Genomic DNA, 6804 nt, shown 5'->3' on the forward strand with positions numbered 1-6804 from the left:
TCCGATCAGTGACGCCTGCGCTCCCGCTCTTCCGCGTAGGAGTTGTACGCCGCCACCTGCGCCCGCCGAGCCGTGCGTTCCACCGGCCTGAGCGCCTCGGCGCGTGCCGCGATCTGCGCCGCGCTGACGGCACCGCCGTGCTCCCGCCCGTCGCCGCCCTCCGTGGAGGCGATCGAGACCAGCGCCCGGACGCGCTGGGCGAGCTCCAACACCCGTACGGCGCGCGCCGGATACCCCGGGGCCAGCAGTCGCCTGCCCGCCTCGGCCCGCGCGCGGTACGCCTCCAGCGCCGCGTCGGCGACCGGCCCCGAACCGGCGATGTCGAGCCGCGTCAGCACCTCCGTCGTCTCCCGCATCGCGTCCGCGAGTTCACGCTCCGCCTCGCCGAGCGAGGGGACGTCCGCGGGCGGCGCCTCGCGCACCGGCATGCACCGCCAGACGACGTCGACGTGCCGGTCCGCACGCCCCACCGAGTCCCCGCCGGGACCCGACTCCGTCACCTCGGGCACCAGCCCCGACCGGGCGCCCTCCACCACGACGCCCTCGCCGGAGGCGAGCGCAGCAGAGTTGAACTCCGGCGGCCCGCTCAACCCCAGCGGATGCCCGGGCGCCGGCAGCGCCAGCCGCAGCCCCACGGCCCCCAGCGCCCGCAGCCTCCCGAGCGCGAGCGTCAGGCCGACCCCTTCGCCGTCGGCGCCCGGCACCCCGAGAACGCGGTGCCTGTCGTCCTCGCCGACGATCTCCTCGGCAGCCTCGTCCGGGGAGACAAGACCGGCGAAGAGTGCATTTCCCCAAGCGGTGAGGCGCCCTGAGCGCGCTTCGATGAGCATGGGACCAGCCTAGGGAACTGCCCGGCGGGCCGGTGGCGTAGGTTTTCCCATGGGGAATGTGCCTGCGGGCACAGCACATGCAGGTACGCGGAGACGAGGAGACAACGCGCTCATGAGCGAAGTACTGGAGCTGGTGGACGTATCCGTGGTCCGCGAGGGCCGAGCTCTGGTGGACGAGGTCTCCTGGTCGGTCAAGGAGGGCGAACGCTGGGTGATCCTCGGCCCGAACGGCGCCGGCAAGACCACCCTGCTCAACCTGGCCTCCACCTACCTCTACCCGACCTCGGGCAGCGTCTCGATCCTCGGCGAGGAGCTCGGCGGCGTCGGCGTCGACGTCTTCGACCTGCGCCCGCGCATCGGCATCGCGGGTGTCGCCATGGCCGACAAGCTTCCCCGCCAACAGACCGTGCTGGAGACCGTCCTCACCGCCGCCTACGGCATGACGGCGCACTGGCAGGAGAGCTACGAGCGCGTCGACGAGGACCGCGCGCGCGCCTTCCTCGATGTCCTCGGCATGAGCGAGTACCTCGACCGCCGGTTCAGCACCCTCTCCGAGGGCGAGCGCAAGCGCACCCTCATCGCCCGCGCGATGATGACCGACCCCGAACTCCTGCTCCTCGACGAGCCGGCGGCCGGGCTCGACCTCGGCGGCCGCGAGGACCTCGTGCGCCGCCTCGGGCGCCTCGCGCGCGATCCGCTGGCGCCGTCGATGATGATGGTGACGCACCACGTCGAGGAGATCCCTCCGGGCTTCACGCACGTCCTGATGGTGCGGCAGGGCAAGTTGCTCGCCGCCGGGCCGCTGGAGACGGAGCTGACGTCGAAGAACCTTTCCAAGTGCTTCGGGCTGCCGCTCGTCGTCGACCAGCACGGCGATCGCTGGTCGGCGCAGGGGCTGCCGCTGACCTGAACACCCGCCTACCATGGGCGGTGTGGACGTATGGGTCTGGTGGCTCGTGGCCGCCGCAGCACTCGGTATCCCGTTGGTACTCACGGCGATGCCCGAGTTCGGCATGCTCGCCGTCGGCGCGGTCGCCGCGGCCGGGACCGCCGGGCTGGGCGGGGGGTATGTCGCCCAGGTCGTCGTCTTCGCCGTCGTCTCCAGTGCGCTGATCCTCGTCGTGCGCCCCGTCGCGCGCCGAATGCGCGCCGAGCGGCCGGAGTTGAGCAGCGGTGTGGACGCGCTCAAGGGCCGCCAGGCGGTGGTGCTCGAGCGGGTCGACGGCCAGGGCGGGCGGATCAAGCTCGCCGGTGAGGTCTGGTCGGCGCGCTCACTCGACACCGAGAGCGCCTACGAGCCCGGTCGTCAGGTGGACGTCGTCGAGATCGACGGCGCAACGGCGGTCGTGATGTGATGTCAGAGCACACAGCGTAAGCACGTACGTCACACAATACGCAGGGGGCAGGCGATGGACGCCATCATCATTGTCCTGATCATCCTGGTGGTGCTGGTCTTCATTGCACTCATCAAGACGATCCAGGTCATCCCGCAGGCGAGCGCCGCCATCGTGGAGCGCTTCGGCCGGTACACCCGCACGCTCAACGCCGGCCTCAACATCGTGGTGCCGTTCATCGACACCGTGCGCAACCGCGTCGACCTCCGCGAACAGGTCGTCCCCTTCCCCCCGCAGCCGGTGATCACCCAGGACAACCTGGTCGTCAACATCGACACGGTCATCTACTACCAGGTGACGGACGCGCGTGCGGCGACGTACGAGGTCGCCAGCTATATCCAGGCGATCGAGCAACTCACCGTCACCACCCTGCGGAACATCATCGGCGGCATGGACCTGGAGCGCACCCTCACCTCCCGCGAGGAGATCAACGCGGCCCTGCGCGGCGTCCTCGACGAGGCGACGGGCAAGTGGGGAATCCGCGTCAACCGCGTCGAGTTGAAGGCGATCGAACCGCCGACGTCCATCCAGGACTCCATGGAGAAGCAGATGCGCGCCGACCGGGACAAGCGCGCCGCGATCCTCCAGGCGGAGGGCGTCCGGCAGTCGCAGATCCTGGAGGCCGAGGGCGAGAAGCAGTCCTCGATCCTGCGGGCCGAAGGTGAGGCCCGTTCCGCCGCGTTGAAGGCGGAAGGCGAGGCGCAGGCGATCCGCACCGTCTTCGAGTCGATCCACGCGGGCGACCCGGACCAGAAGCTCCTCTCCTACCAGTACCTCCAGATGCTCCCGAAGATCGCCGAAGGCGACGCCAACAAGCTCTGGATCGTGCCCAGCGAGATCGGCGACGCCCTCAAGGGGCTCGGCGGCGCGCTCGACAACTTCCGTCCGGGCGGCGGCGGCAACGGCGGCGGCGCCTCGATGACGAAGGCGCCCGTGGAGCAGCCCCCCGTCGACTGATCCGGAAGCGCCCGCCTTCTCGGGCTACGCACACCCCGAGGAGGCGGGCGACCTGCTAGGCAGCCGCCGGCGCCCTCGTCTCGAGGCTCCGCACCAGTACGTCACCCGGTGACGGCGCGAAGGGCGCCGAGAGCAGTACGAGACCGGCCTGCGCGGGCGTGCGGTCCGCCTTCCTCCGGTTGCAGCCGCCGCACGCGGCAACGGTGTTGAGCCACGAGTCGGTGCCGCCCCTGGACCTCGGCACGACGTGGTCCACCGTCCCGGCACGCCGTCCGCAGTACGCGCACCTGTACCGGTCCCGCAGCAGCACACCCCGACGCGACCAGGGCGCCCGCGCCCGGAACGGCACCCTGACGTACCGCGTCAACCGGATCACCTCGGGCGCCGGCACCTCCAACTCGGCGGCCCTGCACCGCAACGAGGGATGCGCCCGCTCGACGACGGCCTTCCCGCGGAGCACCAGCACCACCGCCCGGTGCACAGGCACGGCCGACAACGGCTCGAAGCTCGCGTTCAGGATCAGCGTCCGACGCATCCCCGCCACCTCCCAGGCCCCACCCGCACCCCCGCGCGGGTGGCTCCACTGTGCAGCCGGGAGATACCCCGTACAACGCAATTTCCCCCGCCGCGAGGGAAGTTGCGACGGGGGAGAGGGGCGGGCGCGCGGTTCAGCCCTCGAGCTCGAACTCAGCGATCAGTTGGGCCCTGCCGATCGTCTTGAACCGCAGATTGAACCCGACGAAGGCCGGGGTGGCGTCCCCGTCGGGTCCCAGCTTCTCGCTGTCGACGGCGTAGACCGTGAAGACGTAGCGGTGCGGCCCGTCCCCGGGCGGGGGAGCGGCTCCCACGAACTCCCGGTCGCCGAAGTCGTTGCGGACGTGGACCGCGCCCTCGGGCAGCCCCGCCATCTCTCCGGTGCCTGCGCCGGCGGGGAGTTCGGTGACGGAGGCCGGGATGTCGAAGACCGACCAGTGCCAGAAGCCGCTGCCCGTCGGTGCGTCCGGGTCGAAGCAGGTCACGGCGAAGCTCTTCGTACCGGCGGGGAACCCGGACCAGCTGAGCTGCGGCGAGGTGTTGCCCTCGCCGTAGACCTGCCCGGAACCCAACCGGCCGCCGTCCACCAGGTCGTCGCTGACCACCCGGAACCCGGGCACCGGAGGGTGGAACTCGTGCGGAAGCGGACGCCGTTGCTTGTCGGTCACGTCGGACCCTCCTCGTCGTGCGAATCGCTGCAACGGCCAGCCTAACCAGCCAGGAGCCGCGGCTTTGTCACCATGGCGGGGCGGAGCAGAGACCTCCCCCACCCCTTGCCGCCACCAGATCCGCAAAGCGATGGTGTGACATGACCAGCTCAGTCGACCTGCCCCACCTTCCGTACCAGGACCTCCCCGGCGTCTTCGACGGGTCGGTCCCCGCCGGCGTCTACCGCTGCCCCGGCGTCGGTCCCGACGCCCTGATGCACGCCGAGGCGGCCGGCTGGATCGGCGCCGTCGCGGACCTCACGGGCGTCACCGACAAGGCGGGCTTCATGGAGGCGTTCGCCGTCGGCCTCGAACTCCCCGGCTACTTCGGCCGCAACTGGGACGCTCTCTCGGACTGCCTCACGGACCTTTCGTGGTGGGGCGAGACCGAGGGCTACCTCCTCCTCACCGCCGGCTGGGCCGGCTTCGAGCAGGCAGCCCCGGCCGAGGCGGACTCGGCAGCCGGCGTCCTCTCCGCCGCCGCCGGCTACTGGGCGGTCCGCGAAACCCCGCTCACCGTGCTCCTCGGCTAGCCCGCGCTCACAGCCAGTTGCGCCGACCGCTCACCTCGGAGATCCAGCGGTTGAGGTAGCCGGCCCAGTCCGTCGACGCGTAGTCCGCGAGAGCGACCCGGAACGCGTGGTACGAGTCGCTGCCCTCGCTGAAGAGCCCCGGCTTCTTGTCCATCTCCAGCACGACGTCCATCTCCCGGCCGTCGGCGACGAACGTCACCTCCACCTCGCGCAGCCCCCGGTACTGGGGTGGCGCGTGGAACTCGACCTCCTGGTAGAAGGGCAGCCGCTGCCGCGTGTTCCGGACGACGCCCTGCTCCAGATCGGCCGACTTGAACCGGAACCCCAGCCCGAGAAAGGCTTCGAGGAGCGCCTGCTGCGCCGGAAGCGGATGGACGTGGACGGGGTCGAGGTCACCGGAGTCGACGGCCTTGGCGAGGGCGAGCTCCGTCGTCACCCCGATCTCCATGCCGGGCAGACGGTGCCCCGTGAGCACCGTCAACGGCGTCTCCCAAGGGACTTCCAGCGCGAACGGCACCGTGTGCACGGCCCCTTCGCGTAGCTGCAGCTCGCCCCCGATCCGCTGACGGGCGAACTCGATGTCCTTCTTGACCTCCCCGTCCCCCCTCTCGACTTCGACCCGCGCGAGGAACCCCACCGAGAGACTCTGCACCGTCTGCTCGACGGCCCCACCGGCGATCCGCACCTCCCCGTGGACCACACCACCGGGCACCACGTTCGGTTCGTGCAGCACCGTGTCGACAGAAGCCCCACCGACCCCCACGCTCGCGAACAGCTTCTTCCACACCATCTCCGGGTCCTCCCACTCGGCCTCCCCTGCCCCGTGGCACCGCGTGGAGGGAGAGGCGTCTCCCCTCGCGGCACCCGCCGTCCACCTCACATACGCGACCCCGGCGGCACCCCCGGCCACTCGGTTACGCTCGGACGGCATGATCGCTGGTCGAGACCGTATGCCACCCGGCAACGCCAGTCATGCCCCGCTACCGCGCTCCTTCTTCGACCGCCAGGTCCTGGAGGTGGCCCCGGAGCTGCTCGGATGCACACTGGTACGCACCACCGCCGAGGGCCCGATGGCACTCCGCATCACGGAGGTCGAGGCGTACGCGGGTGAAGCAGACCCCGGTTCGCACGCGTACCGCGGGCGCACCCAACGCAACGCGTCCATGTTCGGCCCGCCGGGCCACGCGTACGTGTACTTCATCTACGGGATGTGGTTCAGCCTCAACCTCGTCTGCGGCCCCGAGGACCACGCGAGCGGAGTCCTCCTCCGCGCAGGCGAGCTCCTCACCGGCCACGACCAGGCCCGTGCCCGCCGCCCCAAGGCGAAGCGCGACACCGAGCTCGCCAAGGGACCGGCCCGCCTCGCGACGTCGCTCGACATCGACCGCACGCTCAACGGAACGGACGTCTGCGGTCCGGACACCACGGCCCCCCTCCGCGTCCTCACGGGCGAGCTGCCGCACCGGACCGCCATACGCAACGGCCCACGCACCGGCGTCGGCGGCGAGGGCGCCCACCACCCGTGGCGCTTCTGGATCGACGGCGACCCCACGGTCAGCCCGTACCGCCCCCACCAACCGAGGCGACGCACCCCCAGGGTTGACGCGACCAAGCAGACGCCCTAATGTAGATCGGGTCGCTTGAAGCGGGGTGGCTCAGAGCGCGGTCCCAGACCGCCCATCGAGTTCCCGTAGGCGACCAACCATTACTGCGAAGATCCCGGATCCGGGACTGCTTTCGTTTGCCCGAAAGCACCGGGGAGGGCCCGATTAGGAGCCCGAAGGGAAATCGGCTAAAGTAGTGGACACCGAGAGGGAAGCGCCCGGAGGGCCCTGGGAGGGGTTCGATG

The 6804-nt window shown here is 70.8% G+C and carries 9 protein-coding genes; 5 read left to right on the forward strand and 4 right to left on the reverse strand.

The window, feature by feature from the left end:
* Positions 1–5: 5 nt before the first annotated feature.
* Complete coding sequence (locus tag UWG_RS0111075) at positions 6–830, reverse strand: hypothetical protein (protein ID WP_016907275.1); 825 nt, start codon at positions 828–830, stop codon at positions 6–8.
* Positions 831–942: 112 nt separating this feature from the next.
* Between UWG_RS0111075 and UWG_RS0111080 the strand changes: the two genes are divergently transcribed.
* The 3 genes from UWG_RS0111080 to UWG_RS0111090 are packed head-to-tail and all read left to right on the forward strand — an operon-like array spanning position 943 to position 3181.
* A complete protein-coding gene (locus tag UWG_RS0111080) occupies positions 943–1740 on the forward strand; it encodes an ABC transporter ATP-binding protein (RefSeq protein WP_016907276.1) in 798 nt (265 codons plus the stop codon).
* Between the two features lie 13 nt (positions 1741–1753).
* Complete coding sequence (locus UWG_RS0111085; protein ID WP_016907277.1) at positions 1754–2185, forward strand: NfeD family protein; 432 nt, start codon at positions 1754–1756, stop codon at positions 2183–2185.
* Positions 2186–2239: 54 nt separating this feature from the next.
* Complete coding sequence (locus UWG_RS0111090) at positions 2240–3181, forward strand: SPFH domain-containing protein (protein ID WP_016907278.1); 942 nt, start codon at positions 2240–2242, stop codon at positions 3179–3181.
* Positions 3182–3236: 55 nt separating this feature from the next.
* Here the strand turns inward: UWG_RS0111090 and UWG_RS0111095 are convergent, their stop codons facing one another.
* Both UWG_RS0111095 and UWG_RS0111100 read right to left on the reverse strand, forming a co-directional pair.
* Entirely contained in the window at positions 3237–3716 is a 480-nt protein-coding gene (locus UWG_RS0111095) for an HNH endonuclease (protein ID WP_016907279.1), read from the reverse strand.
* Between the two features lie 133 nt (positions 3717–3849).
* On the reverse strand, positions 3850–4383 hold the full coding sequence (locus UWG_RS0111100) for a YbhB/YbcL family Raf kinase inhibitor-like protein (protein WP_016907280.1): 534 nt from the start codon (positions 4381–4383) through the stop codon (positions 3850–3852).
* 140 nt (positions 4384–4523) lie between these two features.
* Here UWG_RS0111100 and UWG_RS0111105 point away from each other — a divergent pair, with 140 nt between their 5' ends.
* Positions 4524–4955, forward strand: a complete 432-nt coding sequence (locus UWG_RS0111105) for a barstar family protein (RefSeq protein ID WP_016907281.1) — start codon at positions 4524–4526, stop codon at positions 4953–4955.
* Positions 4956–4962: 7 nt separating this feature from the next.
* Here the strand turns inward: UWG_RS0111105 and UWG_RS0111110 are convergent, their stop codons facing one another.
* Positions 4963–5745 (reverse strand): sporulation protein, encoded by a 783-nt coding sequence (locus UWG_RS0111110; RefSeq protein WP_016907282.1) that lies wholly within the window; start codon positions 5743–5745, stop codon positions 4963–4965.
* A 160-nt stretch (positions 5746–5905) separates the two neighbouring features.
* Between UWG_RS0111110 and UWG_RS0111115 the strand changes: the two genes are divergently transcribed.
* The gene (locus UWG_RS0111115) at positions 5906–6580 is read left to right on the forward strand and encodes a DNA-3-methyladenine glycosylase (protein WP_016907283.1); all 675 of its coding nucleotides are present in this window, start codon (positions 5906–5908) and stop codon (positions 6578–6580) included.
* The last annotated feature ends 224 nt before the right edge of the window (positions 6581–6804 follow it).

It is taken from the genome of Streptomyces xiaopingdaonensis, assembly GCF_000262345.1.
GTDB lineage: Bacteria > Actinomycetota > Actinomycetes > Streptomycetales > Streptomycetaceae > Streptomyces > Streptomyces xiaopingdaonensis.

What these genes read in the sequence shown, in the direction of transcription:
- UWG_RS0111075 (WP_016907275.1), bottom strand. Translation starts at nt 830, where the DNA reads ATGCTCATCGAAGCGCGCTCAGGGCGCCTCACCGCTTGGGGAAATGCA.
- UWG_RS0111080 (WP_016907276.1), top strand. Translation starts at nt 943, where the DNA reads ATGAGCGAAGTACTGGAGCTGGTGGACGTATCCGTGGTCCGCGAGGGC.
- UWG_RS0111085 (WP_016907277.1), top strand. Translation starts at nt 1,754, where the DNA reads ATGGGCGGTGTGGACGTATGGGTCTGGTGGCTCGTGGCCGCCGCAGCA.
- UWG_RS0111090 (WP_016907278.1), top strand. Translation starts at nt 2,240, where the DNA reads ATGGACGCCATCATCATTGTCCTGATCATCCTGGTGGTGCTGGTCTTC.
- UWG_RS0111095 (WP_016907279.1), bottom strand. Translation starts at nt 3,716, where the DNA reads ATGCGTCGGACGCTGATCCTGAACGCGAGCTTCGAGCCGTTGTCGGCC.
- UWG_RS0111105 (WP_016907281.1), top strand. Translation starts at nt 4,524, where the DNA reads ATGACCAGCTCAGTCGACCTGCCCCACCTTCCGTACCAGGACCTCCCC.
- UWG_RS0111110 (WP_016907282.1), bottom strand. Translation starts at nt 5,745, where the DNA reads ATGGTGTGGAAGAAGCTGTTCGCGAGCGTGGGGGTCGGTGGGGCTTCT.
- UWG_RS0111115 (WP_016907283.1), top strand. Translation starts at nt 5,906, where the DNA reads ATGCCACCCGGCAACGCCAGTCATGCCCCGCTACCGCGCTCCTTCTTC.